This window comes from Cupriavidus sp. C3SS-1 (genome assembly GCF_057073755.1).
This window is the reverse complement of the sequence record NZ_CP172699.1, coordinates 1152500-1171253: the sequence shown is the minus strand read 5'-3', so window position 1 is coordinate 1171253 and position 18754 is coordinate 1152500. Positions and strand designations below refer to the sequence as shown.

Sequence of the window (18754 nt, the reverse complement as noted above, 5' to 3'; positions counted from 1 at the left end):
GCCCGCAGTTGCGGGCGTTATTCATTTGAAGGCGCGCGGCGGACTCAGCGCCGCAGGTAGCTCAGCAGCATCTCCGTGTGCAGGTCGGCAAACCGCTCGTGCTCGTCCTGCGAGGCGACGTCACGGCCGATCACCGCGCTGATCGTGTAGCAGTTCGACAGCACGTAATAGCCCAGCGCCGAGATGGTCAGGTAGAACTGCGGGACATCGACGTTGTCGCGGAACAGCCCCTGCTGCTGGCCGCGACGGATGATGTCCGCCAGCACGTTGACGATCGGATTGACGAGTTGATGCAGGTGCGCCGACTTCTTCAGGTGGCGCGCCTCGTGCAGGTTTTCGCTGTTGACGAGCCGGATGAACTCGGGGTGCTGGTAGTACCAGTCCCAGACGAAGCGGGCCAGCGTGCGGACTGCCGCAACCGGGTCTTCGTCCGTGATGTGCAGCTGCTCCTCCGCAGCCCTGAACTCCGCGTACTGCTTCTCCAGCACGGCAAGGAAGAGCCCTTCCTTGCTGCCGTAGTAGTAATACAGCATGCGCTCGTTGGTCTCGGCGCGGCGCGCGATCTGGTCGACGCGGGCGCCGGCCAGGCCGCCCTTGGCAAATTCCTCCGTGGCCGCCGCCAGGATGCGGCGGCGCGTGCCCTCTGGGTCCCGTTTGGTTCTGGTCTCGTTTGACATGGGGTAAGGGTCGATGTTTGCGCGGATTATGGCACAGCCGTGCGCGCTTCTGGCCGGCTGGCCGTCGCGCATGATGGCCGGTTTTGCCCGATCGCGAAATCGGGGATAATCCGTGCGGCGCATGGCCCGCAGAGGCCGGCGCGCGATTCCGCCGGCAGCCCGCCGTCGCCGCGAACGTTTCCCCTTCCCGCCATTCTTGCTGTTGTCGTGAGTTCCTCCCACACCCTCGCAGACCGCCTCGAGGCGCTGCTGCCGCAAACCCAGTGCACCAAGTGCGGCTTCAACGGTTGCCGTCCGTACGCCGAAGCCATGGCCAGCGGCGAAGCCGCCAGCAACCGCTGCCCGCCCGGCGGCGCGGAGGGAATCCGCCGCCTGTCCGCGCTGCTCGGCACCGAGCCGCTGCCGCTCGACCCGGAACGCGGCGCCGAGCAGCCTCGCGCCGTGGCGCGCATCGACGAAAGCCTGTGCATCGGCTGCACGCTGTGCATCCAGGCCTGCCCGGTCGACGCCATCGCCGGCGCCGCCAAGCAGATGCACACCATCATTCCGGAACTCTGCACCGGTTGCGATCTCTGCGTGCCGCCCTGCCCGGTCGACTGCATCGACATGGTGCCCGTCACCGGCCAGCGCACCGGCTGGGACGCCTGGACGCAGGAACAGGCCGATGCCGCCCATGCACGCTACGTCGCGCGCAAGCAGCGGCTGGTGCGCGAGCGCGAGGAGAACGACGCCCGCCTCGCCGCCAAGGCCGCCGCCAAGCTGCAGGCATTGCAGGCCGAAGCTGCCCAGTCGGACACCGAGCGCGCGGCGCAGGAACGCAAGCGCGCCATCATCCAGGCGGCGATCGAACGGGCGCGCCAGAAGCAGCAGGCCGCCGCCCGGCCCGGCAAGGACATCGCCCCGGACAACGACAACAACACCAGTCCAGCAAAACCATGAACGCAGCCAAGTCCCGTGCGCTGTTCGAGACCCTGCGCGAGGTCAACCCGGCTCCGGCCACCGAGCTGGAATACAGTTCTCCGTTCGAGCTGCTGATCGCCGTGCTGCTGTCGGCGCAGGCCACGGATATCGGCGTCAACAAGGCCACCCGCAGGCTGTATCCGGTGGCGCATACCCCGCAGCAGATGCTCGACCTCGGCGAGGAAGGACTGATCGGGTATATCAAGACCATCGGCCTCTACAAGACCAAGGCGAAGCATGTGATCGAGACCTGCCGCATCCTGGTCGAGCGGCACGGCGGCAAGGTGCCGCAGGACCGCGCCGCACTGGAGGCGCTGCCCGGCGTCGGCCGCAAGACCGCCAACGTGGTGCTCAACACCGCGTTCGGCGAGCCGACCATTGCCGTCGACACGCATATCTTCCGCGTGGCCAACCGGACCGGGCTGGCCCCGGGCAAGAACGTGCAGATCGTCGAGGACAAGCTGCTCAAGGTGGTGCCCAGGGAGTTCCTGCACGATGCCCATCACTGGCTGATCCTGCATGGCCGCTACGTGTGCAAGGCGCGCAAGCCCGAGTGCTGGCACTGCGTGATCGAACCCTTGTGCGAGTTCCGCGACAAGACCGAGGCCCCGCGGGGCTAAGCGTCGCCGCCCAAAGCAAAAGACCCGCCAAGGCGGGTCTTATTCATGGCGGGCGAGGCGTACCGTCTTACACCACGCGGCAGGCTTCGTCGAACGACAGGCGCGGCAGGCGCGGGAACAGCTTGTCGCTTTCGCCGTAGCCCAGGTTGCACAGGAAGTTGACTTCCCACTTGCCGTCGGGGAAGAACGTAGCGTTGATCTTGTCGGCATCGAAGCCGCCCATCGGGCCGCAGTCCAGGCCCATGGCGCGCGCGGCCAGGATGAAGTAGCCGCCTTGCAGCGAGCTGTTCATGAGCGCATCGCGGGCGATCTTGGCGTCGTTGCCGGCATACCACGAGCGGGCATCGGCATGCGGGAACAGCTTGGGCAGCTGGTCGTGGAAGGCCTTGTCGAAAGCGATGATGGCCGTGACGGGCGCGGAACGGGTCTTGTCGACGTTGCCGGGGGACATGCACTCGACCAGGCGGGCCTTCTCGGCGGCGCTCTTGACGAAAACGATGCGCGCGGGGCAGGTGTTGGCCGCGGTCGGGCCGAACTTCATGGCTTCATAGACCTGGTGCAGCACGGCGTCATCCACGTGACGATCCTGCCACACGTTGTGCGTGCGGGCTTCGGTGAACAATTGGGCCAGGGCTGCCTGATCGATCTGGGACATGCGCTCGTTCCTGTACATTGTGTGAAAGAGAAGCGCGAATTGTACCCAAGCGCCGGACTACGCTAGTGCAGCCGCTTTGATCAGGGAATTCAATTCTCTTGCATCTTCGGCGCTGCGCTGGCACGACGGGTCAGCCACAGCACGCCGGCCAGGATAAGGCCGCCGCCCACCGCTTGCGCGCCACTGATATGTTCACCAAGCAACGCCGCGGCCAGCACCACCGTGACGACCGGCTCCAGCGTGGACAGCATCGACGCCTGCGCCGCGCCAAGGCGCTGGAGCCCGGCAAAGAAGGTGAGGATGGCCAGCACCGTGGACAGCAGGGCAATGCCGAGCATGGCCAGCCACCCCCCCGCCGTCGCGGGAAATTGCGGTGGCACGCCGGCGCCAAGGCGCAGCACGCTGATCGAGCCGTAGACCAGTGCCGCCGCGGTGCAGATCACCGTAGTGGTGGCGATCGCATTGACGCCTGCCGTCACGCGCGCGCCAACAATGATGTAGACCGAGTAGATCACGGCGGCGGCCAGCCCGAGCGCAATGCCAAGCGGACTGCCCTCCCCGCCCCCGACGGTGAGCCCCGCGCCAGCCGAGCACAATACCAGCGCGATGGCCGCGGCGGTCGTCAGGCGTTCCTTGAGGAAAATGGCCGCCAGGATCGTGACGAAGAGCGGATACAGGTACAGCAGCAATGCCACCAGGCTCGCCTGCGCATGGTTGAGTGCACTGAAAAAGCAGAAGGACTGGCCCACATAGCCGATGCCGCCCATGGCCGCCAGCGCCAGCACGCGCCGCCACGACGGCAGCCGGATGCCGCGCCCGCGCATCACGAACGCCAGCGCCACGGCGGCCAGCGTGAAGCGCACGGTCAGCAGGCCATAGACATCGGCACCCGCCTCGTAGGCGAACCGGGCGAAGATCGCCATCGCACCGAAGGCACTCGCGGACAGCGCGATCAGCAGCACGCCCACGAACTTTTCGCGGGCGCGTTCAGAGACAGCTGACGTGGAAACGGACATGGAGAACGTCGGACGGCGGCCCGATTGGCCAATCCCGCATTCTAATGGCGCCGGCGCCACCGGCAGCGCGGCCGCGAGTGCTCGTTTACAATGACGCCACCATGTTTAATCCCTCCCGTGAAGAAGTCCGCCGATTCTTCTGCGATGCCTGGCAGAAGCAGCTTTCCGGCGGCGTCCTGACCCCGCTGGAAGCCATTGCCGTCGACTGGATCGGCGAGCACCCGGAATACCAGGCGCTGCTGACCGATACCGAAGGCGCGCTGGCGCAGGACTTTACGCCCGAAAAGGGCCAGACCAACCCGTTCCTCCACCTGGCCATGCACCTGTCGATTTCGGAGCAGGTCTCCATCGACCAGCCTCCGGGCATCCGCCAGGCCTACGAAACGCTGACACAGCGCCTGGACTCGCCGCACGAAGCCCAGCACCAGGTCATGGAATGCCTGGGCGAGATGCTATGGCAGGCACAACGGACCGGCCTTCCGCCGGATGGTGTGCAATACGTCGAAAACGTTCGGCGCCGCGCGTCGCGCTGATCGACGCCGCTACGCCAGAAGACCGAGACGGCGCCCCTGCGTACAATTCGTCACAACCGCCAGCGGGTACCGTGGTAGGCTTGCCCGCATTGCCATCCGCCTGCGCCGAAGTCCGGCCGGACTCGGCGCTTCCCCGATATGCCCGAGACGTCTCAGCCCGCACAGGGCCAGCGCGCCCATGGAGCCGGCGCGAAGTGGAAATGGTTTTGCCTGCTGCTGGCTTCCACCCTGCCCCTGTCAGGCCACGCCGCGGTCTCGATGCTGCAGCCGCCCCGCGTCATCGACGGCGCCCGGCCGCTCGCACTGACGCTGCTGATCCGCGCCGAGACCGGAACGCGCCGGTACCAAATACCCGACACGCTTGAAGTCACCGCCTCCGGCGATCTCCAGGCGCCGGTGAAACTCATCCTGCGGCGAGAGCAACCGGGCCCTGCCATCGTTTCCCTGCGCAAGGGGGAAAACCGGACCATCCGCTATGCCGCCGACCTGCCGCCCGGCTTGCGCGGCACGATTCGCCTGGACGCCACAGGCATCGACGCCGCGCCGGTACTCGTCACGCTGAACCAGCAGGCAACGTCCGGCCAGCCGGCCGCGACGCCGCTGGCAGCCGCCGCCTCCGCGCCCGCGCATGAAGCCGGGGCCGCCGACAACACGCCGGCGCCGGTAGTACCCGTCGCCTCGGCCGCTCAGCCAGCCCCGGCTCCGGCCGACCTGCGTGACAGCGCGCGCCTGTCTTTCAATGACCCGATGTACTTCATCGCCGGCGCGCACGATGGCGGCAATGCCAAATTTCAGCTCAGCTTCAAGTACCGCATCCTGGAAGGCAAGGATCCGGCCTCGCGGCGCCTGATCGACAACCTCTACTTCGCCTACACGCAGTTCTCGTTGTGGGACCTGTCGCAGGATTCCAAGCCGTTCCGCGACACCAACTACCGGCCGAGCTTCTATTACTACCTGTCCGACACGGGCGTGCATAACCCGGCCATCAGCCGCCTGTCGCTGGCCACCGGGCTGGAGCACGAGTCCAACGGCCGCAACGGCGACGACTCGCGCAGCATCAATACCGTTTTCTTCAAGCCGACGTTCTATTTCGGCGACCAGAACAACTGGCACTGGCGCGTCGCGCCCAAGCTGTACGCCTACCTGGAGAAGAACGACAACCCCGACATCGCGCATTACCGCGGCTACATGGACCTGGATCTGGCCTATGGCAAGGCTGATTCGTGGGAGTTTGCCGCCACGGTGCGCAAAGGCACGCGCAGCTGGTACGGCAGCGTCGACGCGCGGGTGACCTATCCGCTGGCGCGGCTCATACCGGGCACCGCCGGATACCTGATGGCCGGCTATTTCGCCGGCTATGGCGAAAGCCTGCTCGACTACAACCAGAAGGTGCCCTGGCAGTTCCGGCTGGGCTACGCGCTGTCGCGCTAGCCGGCGAGCGGCTTGCCTTGCGCCTTCAGGCGCGCGTTGGCCACCGCCGCGGCGAACTGGCCATGGCCGTGCCAGCCGGTGGCGCGGCCGAGCTTCTTTCCGTTCCGGTAGAACATGAAGACCGGAATGCCATGCAGGCCGAAACGCCGGCCGAGCTCCGGGTGCGCATAGACATTGGCATGCAGCCAGTGCAGGTCCAGGGCGCGGATCGGCCCGGGGTTGGAGAGCATGGCCTGCTTCGCCATTTCGCAGTTGAAACAGTCCACGCCCCAGAAGAACACGCACACCAGCTTGTCGCCCGCCGCGGCGATGGCGGCATCGATCGAGGCCTCGTCCACCGCTTGCATGCCGAATGCATCAAAGGCGCGATGGTCCAGGTGCGCTTCGGATGATGGCGTGGTACCGGGTGCTGCGTCGCTCATGGCTTGCCTCCGTGAAGGGCAAGACGCCCCGGGGCCAGACTGGCGCCGGGGCGTCGAGGATGGTATCGGCGGGAGCGACCGCTCGGCCGCACCCGCGATCCCTGCCTACTTGGGTGCCGAAACCGTCACCAGCGCCGGACGGAGCACGCGGTCGGCAATCATATAGCCGCGTTGCAGCACCGTCACGACCGTGTTGGCATCCTGCTCGGACGGCACCATCGAGATAGCCTGGTGGCGGTGCGGGTCGAACTTGTCGCCGACCGGGTTCAGTTCCACGATCTTGCCGCGCTCGAAGGCAGCAGCCAGTTGGCGCGCGGTCAGTTCGACGCCCTCCCGCAACTTGGCGATATCGCCTGAACCGTCCGCCAGCGCAGCCTGCAGGCTGTCCATCACGGGCAGCAGGTTGTCGGCAAAATTCTCGATGGCGAACTTGTGCGCCTTGGACACGTCCTCCTGCGCGCGGCGGCGGATGTTCTCGCTTTCCGCCACGGAGCGCACATACATGTCGTAGTGCTCGCGCGCCTTGGCTTCCAGCGCGGCAAGCTGTGCCGCCACATCGTCCACGGCGGCAGTCTCCGGCGCGGCGGCCGCGGCGTTGATGACCTCTTCGGCGGCGGACTCAGGCGTCGGGGTGGATGGCGTCTGCTTCTGTTCTTCCATGTCGATCCGTATCAATGCATTGTCGCGGCCGTCCGGTGCAGGCCGCGGTGGGTAAATCGGCGTGTGTCCCGCTGATCTGGTGGCAACCCGACTTTTTTCAAGGGTGGTTGCAAAGAGACCCCGAAACACACCGTTACAAACGCCCCCCTTGTGCAATTGAACGCTTATTGCTTTGTTGCACTGCACTCACTAACATTCTTATCAAGAAAAATGACAAAAATAACGGGGGTCTGGAGTTGGATCACATTTGTGCCTCTCCCGAAAGGTTGGCCATGCACAAGCTTCCCGTCGTGACGCTCTGCCTGCTTGCCGCGCTGTCATTCATGACAGTCTTCATCTGCCTGTCCGGCGCGCTGACTCCGCGCGATACGGAGTATGGCAGCGGCAAGGCCGTGTTCAAGCATTACCTCGTCCACTACATCGGCGTCAATCCGTAACACGCCGCTGCCTGACGCTGATCCTTCAACGCGGCCGTACCGGCGCTTGCCGGAACGGCCGCGTTGTCGCGTTCAGCGCCTGAAATCATCAATGCGCCGCCGGTCCTTTTTGGTGGGACGGCCCTGCAACTGCGACGACGGTTCCGGCTGGAAACGCCGCTGCTCCGCTTCGGTTTGACGACGGGCCTGGCTGGCCTCGGTTTCCGCATAGAGCGTCTGTGCCACTGGCGCCGGGCCGCGCGCCTGCGCAATGCCCTTCACCATCACTTCCCAGCGCTGCTGATGGGCTTCGAGCACCACCATGTCGCCCGGCCGGACTTCGCGGGAATTCTTGCATGGCTGGCCGTTGACCGTGACCTTGCCCCGCTCGACGGCCTCTGCCGCAAGCGAGCGGGTCTTGAAGAAGCGTGCGCACCAGAGCCATTTGTCAATACGCAGGCGCGCGTCGGGCTCGAAACTGACGTTCATGCTGCCGCTCCACGGGTCTGCGCGCGACTGCGGCGGGCTTCCAGTTCATGCGGATGCGGCGCATTCAGCGGCCAGCCCTGCAGGTGCTGCAAGGCAATCTCCGCCAGCGCCGCGATCCAGGCCTGGGCATCGTTCATGCACGGGATAAAGTGGAATTGCTTGCCGCCCGCCACCATGAACTCGGTCTGGCCTTCCATGGCAATCTCTTCCAGCGTCTCGATGCAGTCGGCGGGAAAGCCCGGGCAGAAGACATCGACCCGCCCCGCGCCGACCTTGCCCAGTTCCGCCAGCGTCGGCGCCGTATAGGGCTGGAGCCATTCGGCCTTGCCAAAACGAGACTGGAACGTCACCTGATACTGACCCGGCTGGAGACCCAGCGCGTCGCCGAGAAGGCGCCCCGTCTTGAGGCATTCGCAGTGATAGGGATCGCCCAGTTCCAGCGTCCGGCGCGGCACGCCGTGGAAGGACAGGATCAGCTTGTCGCCGTGCGCGAAATCCGGCATGCCATGCTGGGCCCAGTACGCCCCGACCTGCTGGTGCAGCGCCGCAATATAGGCGGGATGGTCATGGAAATGCTTCACGAAGCGAAGTTCAGGCTGGTTGCGCCACTGGCCGAGCACCCGGAATACCTCGTCGAACGCGGTGGCCGTGGTGGTGCCGGAGTATTGCGGATACATCGGCAGCACCAGCACCTGCTCCGTGCCCTGGCGGCGCAGCGCCTCCAGCACGGATTCGACCGACGGATTGCCATAGCGCATCGCGCAGGCGACCGTGACCTCGTAGCCCTGCTGGTTGAGCAGGCGCTGCAGCGCGTGCGCCTGGCGTTCGCTGTATACGAGTAGCGGCGACCCGGTCATATGCGCCTCGCGCAGCCAGATCGACTCGTACTTGAGGGCCGAGGCGCGCGAGCGCAGCGGCACGATCACCCCATGCAGCAGCGGCAGCCAGGCCAGGCGCGGGATCTCGACCACGCGCGGATCGGAAAGGAACTCCTTCAGGTAGCGCCCCACCGCCTTGGGGGTCGGTGCGTCGGGCGTGCCCAGGTTGACCAGCAGGATGGCCGTGCGCGGCGCCTGGCCGTGCTGATAGACCGGTTCGGGAGAAAACGTCATGTCGCTTCCGATAGGGCCGGGCGGCAGGATGCCGCCGGGCTGTGGAAATGGGGACGCAGACTGTGTGACCCGCTGGACGGGTCCTAGTTCTGGCTCAGTGCGCTCGACAGCAGCCGTGCCGTGATGTCGACAATCGGGATGACCCGCTCATAGGCCATGCGGGTCGGGCCGATCACCCCCAGCGTGCCGACGATCTGGCCATCCACCTCGTATGGCGCGGTGATCACGGCCATGTCCTCGAGCGGCACCAGCTGGCTTTCGCCGCCGATGAAAATCTGCACGCCCTGCGCATGGCTTGACACGTCCAGCAGCTGGAGCAGGCTGGTCTTGTGCTCGAACACGTCGAACAGCCGGCGCAGCTTGTCCATGCTCGACGACAGGTCTTCCACCTCCAGCAGCTTGCGCTCGCCGCTGATGTAGACGTGGTCGTCCTCTTCTTCCATGGCGCTGCTGCCCGCCTCGACCGCCGCCTGCATCAGTTGCGACATGTCGCGCCGCAGGTCGCGCAGTTCCACGCGCAGGTGGTCGCGCACGGCGTCGAAGCTCATGCCCGCGTAATGCGCGTTGAAGAAATTCGCCGCTTCAATGAGCTGGGCGGGGGTGTACGGCAGTTCCGTCTGGATGATCCGGTTCTGCACGTCGCCCTCAGGGCTGACGATGATCAGCAGGATGCGCTTGTCCGACAGCCGCATGAATTCGATCTGCCGGAACGACTGCGCGCGCCGCGGTGTCATGATCACGCCGGCAAAGTGCGAGAGGTTTGACAAGGTTCGAGCGGCCGCCGTGATCACGCGCTGCGGGCCGAGCTGCTGCTGACCGCCGAGCTGGCCCTGGATCTGGCCGGCCAGCTCCGTCATCTCCATGCCGCCGCGCTCGATCGGCTTGACGGTCAGCATGGTATCGACGAACAGGCGATACCCGCGCGGCGTCGGGATCCGTCCCGCGGAAGTATGCGGGCTTGAGATAAAGCCCATTTCCTCCAGATCGGACATCACATTGCGGATGGTGGCCGGCGACAGGTCCAACCCGGAATACCTGGACAGGGTCCGGGAGCCGACCGGCTGCCCTTCGGCAATGTAGCGCTCAATCAGGGTCTTGAGCAGCGTTTTCGAACGTTCATCCATGATGCCCCGATTTTACGCAAGTTTTACCGCTTCGGGCGCCTGGCCGGCCCCCGCCACATGGCGCGTCCGCCCCATGCTGGCAACGGTCACGGCGGTATGGTCTAATCCCCGCATGTCTGCCCCCCCCAAAACCAGCGCCTTGCGCACCCCGTTCAAGACCGTGGCCCTCGTGGGCCGGTACTCGACTGCCGGCATCGAAGGCCCGCTGGAGGAGCTCGCGTCCTACATCCTGCGCAATGGCCAGGATGTGGTGTTCGAACGCGAGACCGCGCAGGCCACCGGGCTGACCGGCTATCCCGCACTGACCGCCGAGGAAATCGGCCGGGAGGCGGACGTCGCCGTGGTGCTGGGCGGCGACGGCACGCTGCTCGGGCTTGCCCGCCAGCTTGCCGGACACAACGTGCCGCTGATCGGCGTCAACCACGGCCGGCTCGGCTTCATGACGGATATCCCGCTCGAAGACGTGCAGACGGTGCTGCCGGACATGCTCGAAGGCCGCTACGAGGCCGAGACCCGGCTGCTGCTGGAATCCAGCGTCGTGCGCGACGACAGCCGCATCTTCTCCGCGCTGGCCCTGAACGACGTGGTGGTCAACCGTTCGGGCATTTCCGGCATGGTCGAACTGGCCGTGTCGGTGGACGGCTACTTCATGTACAACCAGCGGTCGGACGGCCTGATCGTGTCGACCGCCACCGGTTCGACCGCCTACGCGCTGTCCGCCGGCGGACCGATCCTCCACCCGACGCTGTCAGGCCTGGTGCTGGTGCCAATCGCCCCGCACTCGCTGTCCAACCGGCCCATCGTGCTGCCGCACGATGCCGAGGTGACCATCGAGGTGGCGACCGCGCGCGACGCCAGCGTCAACTTCGACATGCAGTCGCTCACGTCGCTGCTGCCGGGCGACCGCATCGTCGTGCGGCGCTCGAAGAAGACCATCCAGCTGCTGCACCCGGTGGGCTACAACTACTACGCCACGCTGCGCAAGAAGCTGCACTGGCACGAGTACCCGACCGAGGACAACCGCCTCTGAGCGACTGAATCCGGCTGAATCCGGCTGAATCCGGCTGAATCCGGCTAAATCCGGCTCAAACCGTCCGCACCGACCCAACCCTTTCACCGCCACGATGCTGCGCAGCCTGTCCATCCGCGATTTCGTCATCGTCGATACGCTCGACCTCGATTTCCAGTCCGGCTTCACGGTCTTCACCGGCGAAACCGGCGCCGGCAAATCGATCCTGATCGACGCGCTGGCGCTGGTGCTGGGCGAACGCGCCGATGCCGGCATCGTGCGCGAAGGCGCCACGCGCGCCAGCATCAGCGCCACCTTCTCGACGCACGTGGCCCTCGACGCCTGGCTCGACGAGCGAGAACTGGGCGGCGAGGACGACGGCGGCATGCGGACCGTGCTGCTGCGGCGCACGGTCGACGCCGGTGGTCGCAGCAAGGCCTTCATCAACGGCGCCGCCGCGACGCTGGCCCAGTTGCGCGAGGTCGGCGACCAGCTGGTCGATATCCATGGCCAGCATGCCCACCAGCTGCTGCTGCGCCCCGACGCCCAGCGCCTGCTGTTCGACGCCCATGCCGGGCTGACCCAGCAGGCCGGCGCGGTAGCCGAGTCCTGGCGCGCGTGGCGCGCCTGCGTGCGCCAGCGCGAGGCGGTCGAGCACCAGTCGCGCGAAATGCAGCTCGAACGCGAGCGGCTCGAATGGCAGGTCGGCGAACTCGACAAGCTCGCGCCGCAGCCCGGTGAATGGGAAGAGATCCAGGCGGAGTACAACCGCCTGTCCCACGCAGCGGGCCTGATCGATGGCAGCCGCGCCGCGCTCGATGCCCTGTCCGAAGCCGACGGCTCGGTCCTGTCGGCGCTCAATGCCATCGTGCACCGGGTTCAGCAGCTTGCCGACGTCGATCCGGCGCTGCGCGACGTGCTCGCCGCGCTGGAGCCCGCGCAGTTGCAGGCCGAGGAAGCGGCGCATTCGCTCATGCGCTATGTCGACCGCCTCGAACTCGACCCTGAACGGCTCGAAGCCGTCAGCGACCGCATGCAGGCGCTGCATGCCACGGCGCGCAAGTACCGCCTGCCGCCCGAGCAGCTGGCCGATGAACTGCTGGCGCGCCGCCAGCAGCTCGACGACCTGCAGTCGGCGCAGGACATCAACAAGGTGCTCGCGCGCGAGGCGGCCGCCAAGGCGGCCTACCTGACGCTGGCCCAGCACTTGAGCCTGGCCCGCAAGGAAGCGGCCAAGGCCCTGTCCACGGCCGTTACCGACGCCATGCAGGGCCTGTCGATGGCGGGCGGCAGCTTCGTCGCCGCACTTAATCCACTGGAGGAAGGCCAGAGCTATGGCCTGGAGCAGGTCGAATTCCTGGTCGCCGGCCACGCCGGCGTCAGCGCCCGGCCGCTGGCCCGCGTCGCCTCCGGCGGCGAACTGGCCCGCATCAGCCTCGCGATCTCGGTCATCACCAGCGAAGCATCGCCCACGCCCACGCTGATCTTCGACGAAGTCGACACCGGCATTGGCGGCGCGGTGGCCGAAGTGGTCGGCCGGCGCCTCCAGGAACTCGGGCGCGCGCGCCAGGTCCTGTGCGTAACGCACCTGCCGCAGGTCGCCGCGCAGGCCGGGCAGCATCTGCTGGTCAGCAAGGAAACCACGGGCGACGGGTCCGTGTCGATCACGCGCTCGCGCATCCGCGCGCTCGACGCCGCCGGCCGCGTGGTGGAAACCGCCCGCATGCTCGGTGGCGCGACGGTGACCGCCACCACGCTCCAGCACGCCGAGGAAATGCTCGCGCAAGGCGCGCGCGCGAGCAGCGGCAAGGAAGGGCGGCGCTCGCGGCGCAGCGCCGGCTGAACCAGCCAGCGCCCGAGGCTGCCGGCAATCGCCGTCGCCAACTATTCACGTATTCACAGGAGCAAACCATGACCCGCCCTCTGCCGTCCGCCGGTCGCCGGCGTGCCTTCGTGCCGGTGTTCGCCGCGGGGGCGGTCGCCATCGCGGCACTCTTGGCGCTGACCGGCTGCCAGGCCCAGCCCAAGGCATCGCAACCTCCGCGCGGCGCGATTTCGGCGGATCGGGTGGTCGGCGACATCATGGTCCGCTTCACGGCGCCCGACGTGAATGTCTCCGAGGAAGCCGGCAAGCTGCTCGACACCATCGAAGGGCCGATCCGCTTCGTGGTCAAGCGGCCCCTGTCCGGCGGCGTGTGGCTGGTGACGGCCATCAGTGCGTCGCCGGATGCCACCATGGACCAGGCCCTGGCGACGTTGCGTGCGGCACCGCGCATCGGCTCGGCCGAGCCTGACCGTATGCTCAAGCCCAACCACACCATGCCAGTCAGCCGCGACATGCCGGCGAGCTGAGCGGCCGAAGCATCGTCCGGGGCAAGCCTTCATCGAACTTGCAGAATCCGAACGGATCGTATTCGCTACATAGCACTGTCCCGGGCGCTGGCGGCCGTGCCGCCAGCGCCCGGGCGCACCGGGAGGCGTTCATGCCGCACCTGTCGCACCAGGTTTCCAGGCGCAGCCGCGCCGCTGCCCTCCGATGGCTCGCCGCAGCGCTCATGGCGCTGGGCTGGGCAATCCATGCTCCGGCCACGCTGGCGGCCGACGGCGTTCAGGCGTCTCCCGCCTATACCGGCAATGTCATCGTACGCTGGCGTGATACCAGTCTCACGCCGAGTGCGTCGGGCGCGATGGGCGATGCCAAGCATGGCACCGCGGCCGGCGAAGACCGCCTGCAGCAGTTGCGCAGCCACTCGGGCGTCAACCTCGCCGTGCGGCGAAGCATGGCAGGCAATACTGACCTGGTGGGCACGGCCGACGGCAGCCACCCCGATCCGGAGGCATTGGCAGCCACGTTGCGCCAGGATCCGCGCGTCGCCGACGCCGTGCCTGACCGCTGGCTGCACCTGCACGACACGATTCCCAACGATCCCGAATTCGCCTCGGCCCAGCCGTACATGATGGGCACCGGCACCGCCATCGGCGGCGCCAACCTGCCGCGCGCATGGGACCGCTCGCGCGGCAGCGCGGGCATCGTGGTCGCGGTGCTCGACACCGGCTATCTGCCCCACCCTGACCTGGCCGCCAAGCTGGTTGCCGGCTACGATTTCATCAGCAGCACCACGGTCTCCAATGACGGCGACGGCCGCGACAGCGATCCCACTGACGCTGGCGATAACGTGCCGTCAGGCTTTCTCTGTCCGGGCAGCTCCACACCGACTACCACGGCCACGTCCAACTCCTGGCATGGCACCCGCGTGGCAAGCGTGCTGGGCGCCCTGACCAACAATGGCCAGGGCATTGCCGGGGTCGACTGGAACACGCGCATCCTGCCGGTACGGGTTGCCGGACGCTGCGGCGCCCTGCTCTCCGACACGGTGGACGGCATGCGCTGGGCTGCCGGCATTAGCGTCCCCAATGTGCCGGACAACGTGAACCCCGCGCGCGTGATCAATATCAGCCTCGGCGGCGGCACCTGCACCAGCATCGAGCAGCAGGCCATCAACGATGTGGTCGGGCGCGGCGTGTCGGTGGTCGTGGCTGCCGGCAACAGCGGCGGGGCGGTGGAAGCGCCGGCTGACTGCAGCGGCGTGATTGCCGTGACCGCGCATGTCAATGACGGCGAGAACTCGAGCTTTGCCAGTGTCGGGCCGCAGGTCACGATCAGCGCGCCTGGCGGCGGCTGCGGCAATTCCAAGGTCGTGAACGGCATGTGCACGACGGCGGTGTCGGAGATCCGCACGCTCTCGAACGATGGCACTACCTCCCTCGGCGCCTACAAGACCATCAACTCGCAGGGCACCAGCTTCGCGGCGCCGATGGTATCGGGCGTGGTCTCGCTGATGCTGTCCGTCAATGGCACGCTTTCACCGGCACAGGTCACGGCCGCGTTAAAGAGTTCGGCACGGCCGCATCCGTCCGGCACCTACTGCACGACCAATCCGGGCGTGTGCGGCGCGGGCCTGCTCGATGCCGCTGGGGCGCTGACCGCGGCGGCCAACACCACGGCGGCACCGCCGGCCCCATCATCGGGGGGCGGCGGCGGCGCGATGGCGCCCTGGCAGGCGGCCCTGCTCGGCGTGGCCGGATTGCTGGCCTTCTCGCTGCGGCGCCGCGGCTGAGCGCCGTCAGCCTCGATCCGGGGCTGGCGCGCGCCGGCCCCGCCACCAGTCCTGCAGCAGCCAGCATGCCAGGCCCGCCACGGCGCCGGCCGCATGCGCGGCGCGGACCACGCCAAAGCCCCAGGACGGATCGAACACCACCGGCGCCAGCCACGATTGCTCCAACCACACCTTGGCCATCACGCCAAGGCTCAGCAGCACCCCTATCGCCCGCGGCAAGCCGGGCACGCGCATCACGCTCAGTGCCGCCCACAAGGCCAGCCCGTGCAGTGCGCCGGACAATCCGCCATACCAGACGATTGCCGGCACGCGCAGCAACGCCACCTGCACCGCGATGCCGCAGAGCACCAGTACCAGCAGGGCTTCACGTACACGCACCGCACGGCCGGCGACCAGCAGCAGGCCCGCGGCCGCGCAGGCATCGGCAAGCCAGTGGCGCCAGTCCAGGTGTACCCACATGGCCGTCAGGAGCCGCCACCACTCGCCGCCCCGCACGGCGTCGCGCAGGTAGAGGCCGTGCGCGTGCAGCCATGGCACGAAACTCATCAAGGCCGACAGCCCCCAGACCACGGCGATGGCGGCCAGCATGCCCGGCCATGCTGCGCCGGGCCGGGCCGGATCAGGCGGCACCGAACACGGCCTGCCAGAGCGCCGTGACGCGCGCGGTCAGTTCCGCCACCTGCGCGGCCGGCACGCGAGCCTGGTCCTGCCCGTCCAGCCGCAGCTGGTGCTGCAGCGCGCGGAACTGGCGGTAGGCGTCGCCGACCTGCACCGCCAGCGTGGCGTCGATCAAACCCAGCTCGCCGGCTTCGCGCAGCAGCGCGATATTGCCGGCATTGCGCGTGAGCTGCGGGTGGGTCCCGCTATGCAGCAGCACCAGGTACTGCACGGTGAATTCGATATCCACCATGCCGCCACGGTCATGCTTGAGGTCGAACAGAGGTGTCGGGTTCGGATGTCCTTCCGCCACCTTGCCGCGCATCTGCACGATCTCGTCGCGCAGCGCGGCGGCGTCGCGCGGCTGGCGCAGGATCTCGTCGCGCAGCGCCTCGAAGCGCGCGCCGATCGACGCATCGCCCGCACAGAAGCGCGCGCGCGTGAGCGCCTGGTGCTCCCAGACCCACGCGGTGTTATCGCCTTCGCGCAGCTGGTAGCGGCGGAACGCATCGAAGCTGGTGACCAGCAGGCCGGCCGCGCCGTTGGGGCGCAGCCGCATGTCGACGTCGAACAGCGAGCCGGCCGCCGTATGGCTGGTCAGCCAGGTGATGAGCCGCCGCGCATAGGCCGCGTACACGTCGGGCGCGCGTTCATGCCCGTCTTCATACAGGAAGATGATGTCCAGGTCCGAGGCATAGCCCAGTTCCTTGCCGCCCAGGCGGCCATAGGCGATCACGGCGAAGCGCGGGGTCTCGCAGTGGCGCGTGGCGAGCTGGCGCCAGACCGTTTCCAGCGTGACCTCCAGCATGGCGTCGGCCAGTTCGGACAGCCGGTCCGCGATCTGCTCGACCGTCAGCAACCCCTGCAGGTCCTGCAGCAGGATGCGGAAGGTCTCGACATGATGCTCGCGGCGCAGGACATCCATCTGCTGCTCGATCTGGCCGTCGGCGTCGAGCAGGCGCTCGGACAGGCGCCGGCGGAACGCGGGCCAGTCGGGGGCGCCGGCCAGCGCATCGCTGTCGAGCAGTTCATCGAGCAGTTGCGGATGGCGCGTCAGATACGTGGCCGCCCAGCGCGACGCGTGCAGCGTATGCGCGACGCGGTCCATGGCCTGCGGGTATTCCGACAGCAGCGAGAGGTACGAGGCGCGGCGGCTGATCGCCTCGAGGAAATCGATAAAGCGCGTGATGGTGCTGTCCGCGTCCTCCTGCCTGGCGGCAAGATCCAGCGCGCGGTTCACGAGCTGGTCGAAGCGCACGCGGCTCGATTCCGACAGCGCACGGTAGCGCAGCGACGTGGCAATGGCGCGCAGCCGGTCCAGCAGGCCCGGGCAATTGGTATAGCCGGCTTCCTGCAGGCGCTGGCACGGCGACACCTCGGTATCCGGGCCGCTCTGGTCCGGCGCCTCGCGCGTACTGCGCGCCTGCTGGTCTTCCAGCACGATGCCGGGCCACAGGGCCTCGCACGGCGAAGCGTCGGGATCGGAGAACGTGGCCTCGAACTGCTGCGCCACCGGCTCCTGCAGCGCGGCCAGCTTGCCCAGCAACTCGGGCCAGTCGGCGCAGCCCATCATCTGCGCCACGGCGAGCTGCTCTTCGGGCGCGGTCGGCAGGTGGTGAGTCTGGGCGTCGTCGCGATACTGCAGGCGGTGTTCGAGCTGGCGCAGGAAGCGGTAGGCATCGGCCAGCTGCGCAGCCTGGGCTGCGGGCAGCAGGCCCCGGTCGACCGCGACATTCAGCACTTCGAGCGTGGGCCGCACGCGCAGCGCCGGGTCCTGCCCGCCGCGAATGAGCTGGAACACCTGCGCCATGAACTCGATCTCGCGGATGCCGCCACGGCCGAGCTTGATATTGAACGAGCGCTGGTTGACGCCATGCCCGGGCAGGCCGCCGCTGCGCTTGGCGGCTTCGCTGCGGATCTGCGCGTGCAGCGAGCGGATCGCGGCGATCACGCCATAGTCCAGGTAGCGCCGGAACACGAAGGGCGTGGTCAGGCGCGCCAGCAGGTCCGCGGTGCGCTGCGCGTGCGCCGTGTCGAGCGCCGACACCACCCTGCCCTTGATCCACGCGTAGCGTTCCCACTCGCGGCCCTGCACCACCAGGTATTCCTCCAGCATGCCCAGGCTGCAAGCCAGCGGACCGGCATCGCCATTGGGCCGCAGGCGCATGTCCACGCGGAACACGTAGCCGTCGCCGGTCACGTCGGCCAGCAGGTTGATCAGGCGCCGGCCCAGCCGGATAAAGTATTCGTGGTTGGACAGGCTGCGCGAGCCGCCACGGGTCTCGCCGTCCTCGTCATACAGGAAGATCAGGTCGATGTCGGACGAGACATTGAGTTCGCGTCCGCCCAGCTTGCCCATGCCGACCACGACGAGTTCCTGCACTTCGCCGCTTTGCTCGCCGACCGGCCTGCCGAAGGTGGCGGCCAGGTCGTCGCCGAGCATCGCCAGGCCGTGCTGGATGCAAAGCTCGGCGAGATCCGTCATGGCCCCCGTGACCTCGGCCAGCGTCGCCTGGCCGCGCAGGTCGCGCTCGATCGCCACGCACATGACTTCGGCGCGCAGGCGCCGCAGCGCGCGCTTGACGGATTCCTCCACGTCGGCCGACGGCTCCTGCAACGCCTTCAGGCGCTCGCTCATCCAGGCCCGCGACAGCGGCCCGGTTGCGGACGCCGCCACGATGCCGGCCAACTCCGGCCGGGCCAGCAGCACGCGGCGCGCGTAATGCGAACTCGAGGCCGAGTACAATACGTGGCCCCCGAAATCGACCGGTTCCGGCCCGGTAGCAGCGGTAGTGGCGAATGCGCCGCAAGCCATGTCGCACAGCGGCTGGCCGGCCGTGGCGCCTACGTCATTC

General features: G+C 67.6%; 19 protein-coding genes. 9 read left to right on the top strand and 10 right to left on the bottom strand.

Annotated features, from left to right (window positions below):
• Window positions 1-44: 44 nt before the first annotated feature.
• Entirely contained in the window at window positions 45-677 is a 633-nt protein-coding gene (locus ACIGJC_RS05445; protein WP_483710999.1) for a TetR/AcrR family transcriptional regulator, read from the bottom strand.
• Between the two features lie 207 nt (window positions 678-884).
• Between ACIGJC_RS05445 and rsxB the strand changes: the two genes are divergently transcribed.
• Together rsxB and nth are read left to right on the top strand one after the other, a co-directional pair.
• The gene (gene rsxB, locus ACIGJC_RS05440) at window positions 885-1616 is read left to right on the top strand and encodes an electron transport complex subunit RsxB (RefSeq protein ID WP_483710998.1); all 732 of its coding nucleotides are present in this window, start codon (window positions 885-887) and stop codon (window positions 1614-1616) included.
• Window positions 1613-2257 (top strand): endonuclease III, encoded by a 645-nt coding sequence (gene nth, locus ACIGJC_RS05435; protein ID WP_483710997.1) that lies wholly within the window; start codon window positions 1613-1615, stop codon window positions 2255-2257. The genes rsxB and nth overlap by 4 nt, the downstream gene beginning before the upstream one ends.
• 67 nt (window positions 2258-2324) lie before the next feature.
• Here nth and ACIGJC_RS05430 read toward each other — a convergent pair whose 3' ends face one another.
• Together ACIGJC_RS05430 and ACIGJC_RS05425 are read right to left on the bottom strand one after the other, a co-directional pair.
• Window positions 2325-2912 carry a malonic semialdehyde reductase gene (locus tag ACIGJC_RS05430; RefSeq protein WP_483710996.1) on the bottom strand — a complete coding sequence of 196 codons (588 nt, stop codon included), beginning with the start codon at window positions 2910-2912 and terminating at the stop codon, window positions 2325-2327.
• 89 nt (window positions 2913-3001) lie between these two features.
• On the bottom strand, window positions 3002-3928 hold the full coding sequence (locus ACIGJC_RS05425; RefSeq protein WP_483710995.1) for a DMT family transporter: 927 nt from the start codon (window positions 3926-3928) through the stop codon (window positions 3002-3004).
• A 101-nt stretch (window positions 3929-4029) separates the two neighbouring features.
• Between ACIGJC_RS05425 and ACIGJC_RS05420 the strand changes: the two genes are divergently transcribed.
• Window positions 4030-4461: a DUF1841 family protein gene (locus tag ACIGJC_RS05420; RefSeq protein WP_483710994.1), complete on the top strand. Its 432-nt coding sequence runs from the start codon at window positions 4030-4032 to the stop codon at window positions 4459-4461.
• A gap of 138 nt (window positions 4462-4599) precedes the next feature.
• Window positions 4600-5892 (top strand): phospholipase A, encoded by a 1293-nt coding sequence (locus tag ACIGJC_RS05415; RefSeq protein WP_483710993.1) that lies wholly within the window; start codon window positions 4600-4602, stop codon window positions 5890-5892.
• Here ACIGJC_RS05415 and ACIGJC_RS05410 read toward each other — a convergent pair.
• Window positions 5889-6314 (bottom strand): thioredoxin family protein, encoded by a 426-nt coding sequence (locus tag ACIGJC_RS05410; RefSeq protein WP_483710992.1) that lies wholly within the window; start codon window positions 6312-6314, stop codon window positions 5889-5891. The genes ACIGJC_RS05415 and ACIGJC_RS05410 overlap by 4 nt on opposite strands.
• 105 nt (window positions 6315-6419) lie before the next feature.
• Window positions 6420-6974 carry a nucleotide exchange factor GrpE gene (gene grpE, locus ACIGJC_RS05405; RefSeq protein WP_483710991.1) on the bottom strand — a complete coding sequence of 185 codons (555 nt, stop codon included), beginning with the start codon at window positions 6972-6974 and terminating at the stop codon, window positions 6420-6422.
• 272 nt (window positions 6975-7246) lie between these two features.
• Between grpE and ACIGJC_RS05400 the strand changes: the two genes are divergently transcribed.
• On the top strand, window positions 7247-7411 hold the full coding sequence (locus ACIGJC_RS05400) for a hypothetical protein (RefSeq protein WP_483710990.1): 165 nt from the start codon (window positions 7247-7249) through the stop codon (window positions 7409-7411).
• Between the two features lie 72 nt (window positions 7412-7483).
• Here the strand turns inward: ACIGJC_RS05400 and ACIGJC_RS05395 are convergent, their stop codons facing one another.
• The 3 genes from ACIGJC_RS05395 to hrcA all read right to left on the bottom strand — a co-directional run bounded on the left by ACIGJC_RS05395 (window position 7484) and on the right by hrcA (window position 10115).
• Window positions 7484-7879, bottom strand: coding sequence for an RNA-binding S4 domain-containing protein (locus tag ACIGJC_RS05395; protein WP_483710989.1), 396 nt, complete (start codon window positions 7877-7879; stop codon window positions 7484-7486).
• Window positions 7876-8991, bottom strand: coding sequence for a ferrochelatase (gene hemH / locus ACIGJC_RS05390; protein ID WP_483710988.1), 1116 nt, complete (start codon window positions 8989-8991; stop codon window positions 7876-7878). Before hemH ends, ACIGJC_RS05395 begins: the two co-directional genes overlap by 4 nt.
• 83 nt (window positions 8992-9074) lie before the next feature.
• On the bottom strand, window positions 9075-10115 hold the full coding sequence (gene hrcA, locus ACIGJC_RS05385; protein WP_483710987.1) for a heat-inducible transcriptional repressor HrcA: 1041 nt from the start codon (window positions 10113-10115) through the stop codon (window positions 9075-9077).
• Between the two features lie 112 nt (window positions 10116-10227).
• On the opposite strand from hrcA, the gene ACIGJC_RS05380 reads away from it, so the two are divergent.
• The 4 genes from ACIGJC_RS05380 (at window position 10228) to mprA (ending at window position 15242) form a co-directional block, all read left to right on the top strand.
• A complete protein-coding gene (locus tag ACIGJC_RS05380; RefSeq protein WP_483710986.1) occupies window positions 10228-11145 on the top strand; it encodes an NAD kinase in 918 nt (305 codons plus the stop codon).
• A gap of 94 nt (window positions 11146-11239) precedes the next feature.
• Window positions 11240-12967 (top strand): DNA repair protein RecN, encoded by a 1728-nt coding sequence (gene recN, locus ACIGJC_RS05375; protein WP_483710985.1) that lies wholly within the window; start codon window positions 11240-11242, stop codon window positions 12965-12967.
• 68 nt (window positions 12968-13035) lie between these two features.
• Window positions 13036-13476: a hypothetical protein gene (locus tag ACIGJC_RS05370; protein ID WP_483710984.1), complete on the top strand. Its 441-nt coding sequence runs from the start codon at window positions 13036-13038 to the stop codon at window positions 13474-13476.
• Between the two features lie 131 nt (window positions 13477-13607).
• Complete coding sequence (gene mprA / locus ACIGJC_RS05365) at window positions 13608-15242, top strand: MprA protease, GlyGly-CTERM protein-sorting domain-containing form (RefSeq protein ID WP_483710983.1); 1635 nt, start codon at window positions 13608-13610, stop codon at window positions 15240-15242.
• A gap of 6 nt (window positions 15243-15248) precedes the next feature.
• On the opposite strand, the gene rrtA is transcribed toward mprA, so the two are convergent.
• A complete protein-coding gene (gene rrtA, locus ACIGJC_RS05360; RefSeq protein ID WP_483710982.1) occupies window positions 15249-15830 on the bottom strand; it encodes a rhombosortase in 582 nt (193 codons plus the stop codon).
• 31 nt (window positions 15831-15861) lie between these two features.
• Window positions 15862-18714, bottom strand: a complete 2853-nt coding sequence (gene glnE / locus ACIGJC_RS05355) for a bifunctional [glutamate--ammonia ligase]-adenylyl-L-tyrosine phosphorylase/[glutamate--ammonia-ligase] adenylyltransferase (RefSeq protein WP_483711468.1) — start codon at window positions 18712-18714, stop codon at window positions 15862-15864.
• Between the last annotated feature and the right edge of the window lie 40 nt (window positions 18715-18754).

Excerpts from the sequence above, each read along its gene's own strand:
- ACIGJC_RS05420 (WP_483710994.1), top strand. The coding sequence starts at position 4,030 with ATGTTTAATCCCTCCCGTGAAGAAGTCCGCCGATTCTTCTGCGATGCC.
- hemH (WP_483710988.1), bottom strand. The coding sequence starts at position 8,991 with ATGACGTTTTCTCCCGAACCGGTCTATCAGCACGGCCAGGCGCCGCGC.
- mprA (WP_483710983.1), top strand. The coding sequence starts at position 13,608 with ATGCCGCACCTGTCGCACCAGGTTTCCAGGCGCAGCCGCGCCGCTGCC.
- ACIGJC_RS05410 (WP_483710992.1), bottom strand. The coding sequence starts at position 6,314 with ATGAGCGACGCAGCACCCGGTACCACGCCATCATCCGAAGCGCACCTG.
- ACIGJC_RS05430 (WP_483710996.1), bottom strand. The coding sequence starts at position 2,912 with ATGTCCCAGATCGATCAGGCAGCCCTGGCCCAATTGTTCACCGAAGCC.
- ACIGJC_RS05370 (WP_483710984.1), top strand. The coding sequence starts at position 13,036 with ATGACCCGCCCTCTGCCGTCCGCCGGTCGCCGGCGTGCCTTCGTGCCG.
- glnE (WP_483711468.1), bottom strand. The coding sequence starts at position 18,714 with ATGGCTTGCGGCGCATTCGCCACTACCGCTGCTACCGGGCCGGAACCG.
- nth (WP_483710997.1), top strand. The coding sequence starts at position 1,613 with ATGAACGCAGCCAAGTCCCGTGCGCTGTTCGAGACCCTGCGCGAGGTC.
- grpE (WP_483710991.1), bottom strand. The coding sequence starts at position 6,974 with ATGGAAGAACAGAAGCAGACGCCATCCACCCCGACGCCTGAGTCCGCC.
- ACIGJC_RS05400 (WP_483710990.1), top strand. The coding sequence starts at position 7,247 with ATGCACAAGCTTCCCGTCGTGACGCTCTGCCTGCTTGCCGCGCTGTCA.
- ACIGJC_RS05425 (WP_483710995.1), bottom strand. The coding sequence starts at position 3,928 with ATGTCCGTTTCCACGTCAGCTGTCTCTGAACGCGCCCGCGAAAAGTTC.
- ACIGJC_RS05380 (WP_483710986.1), top strand. The coding sequence starts at position 10,228 with ATGTCTGCCCCCCCCAAAACCAGCGCCTTGCGCACCCCGTTCAAGACC.
- ACIGJC_RS05415 (WP_483710993.1), top strand. The coding sequence starts at position 4,600 with ATGCCCGAGACGTCTCAGCCCGCACAGGGCCAGCGCGCCCATGGAGCC.
- ACIGJC_RS05445 (WP_483710999.1), bottom strand. The coding sequence starts at position 677 with ATGTCAAACGAGACCAGAACCAAACGGGACCCAGAGGGCACGCGCCGC.
- ACIGJC_RS05395 (WP_483710989.1), bottom strand. The coding sequence starts at position 7,879 with ATGAACGTCAGTTTCGAGCCCGACGCGCGCCTGCGTATTGACAAATGG.
- hrcA (WP_483710987.1), bottom strand. The coding sequence starts at position 10,115 with ATGGATGAACGTTCGAAAACGCTGCTCAAGACCCTGATTGAGCGCTAC.
- recN (WP_483710985.1), top strand. The coding sequence starts at position 11,240 with ATGCTGCGCAGCCTGTCCATCCGCGATTTCGTCATCGTCGATACGCTC.
- rrtA (WP_483710982.1), bottom strand. The coding sequence starts at position 15,830 with ATGCTGGCCGCCATCGCCGTGGTCTGGGGGCTGTCGGCCTTGATGAGT.